The sequence below is a fragment of the Shewanella sp. ECSMB14102 genome (assembly GCF_000813075.1).
In the GTDB taxonomy this organism is placed as follows: domain Bacteria; phylum Pseudomonadota; class Gammaproteobacteria; order Enterobacterales; family Shewanellaceae; genus Shewanella; species Shewanella indica.
The window spans coordinates 1-744 of sequence record NZ_JWGX01000126.1; the positions used below are offsets into that span (position 1 = coordinate 1).

Consider the following 744-nt stretch of genomic DNA (forward strand, 5'->3'; position numbering starts at 1 on the left):
GTTCGAAGGTTCAGAAAGGAGAATTAATCGCTAAAGTTTTATTATCAAGACCACAGTTAAATGGGATTGACCTGAGTGAAACCTTGCTTTCAGGGTTAAAGTCGCAATTATCCTTACTTGAGCAAGATGAGAAAAATACTGTTTTGGTGGCTAAACTAGATTTGCAGCGGCTTAAGCAGAAGGTTCTGGATTTGACCGAGACTGAAAAGGTTCTTGAGCGCCAACAGTTACTGCTTGATAAAAAACACAAGTTACAACAACAAGAGTTTGAGCGTTTCAATAAAATATACAGCAATGGTTATTTATCGGAAACAGAACATCAATCTCAGCAGCAAAAATTATTGCAAATTGCACAGGAAATGGAATCCAACAAGTCTAACATAGTTAATATTAGCGCTCAGTTAAATGAAGCCAAGGCAGAGGTCGCTAGTCACCCCCATCAAACAGAATTGAGGCTTGCCGATATAGCCAGGCGTAAAACCGATGTGCAGCGGCAGATTGATGAAACCCAAAATGGCTATGAGTTCAGTATTATCGCCAAAGAAGCAGGGGTGGTGACATCCATTGCGGTAAAAGAAGGGGAGTTCTTACCGACGAATAGGCCGCTCCTTAGCATCATTCCTGAGGGTGCGCAGTTGGTAGCTGAGCTGTTACTTCCGACACGTTCGGCGGGTTTCGTCAAGCTAAGAGATGAAGCGAGACTCAGATTTGATGCATTCCCGTACCAGAGATTTGGTTTTCTGG

At 42.9% G+C, this 744-nt stretch carries 1 protein-coding gene; it reads left to right on the forward strand.

What is annotated here, in order from left to right; genetic code table 11:
* A partial coding sequence (locus tag RC73_RS19645) for an HlyD family secretion protein (protein ID WP_039036208.1) occupies positions 1 to 744 on the forward strand: 744 nt, incomplete at both ends.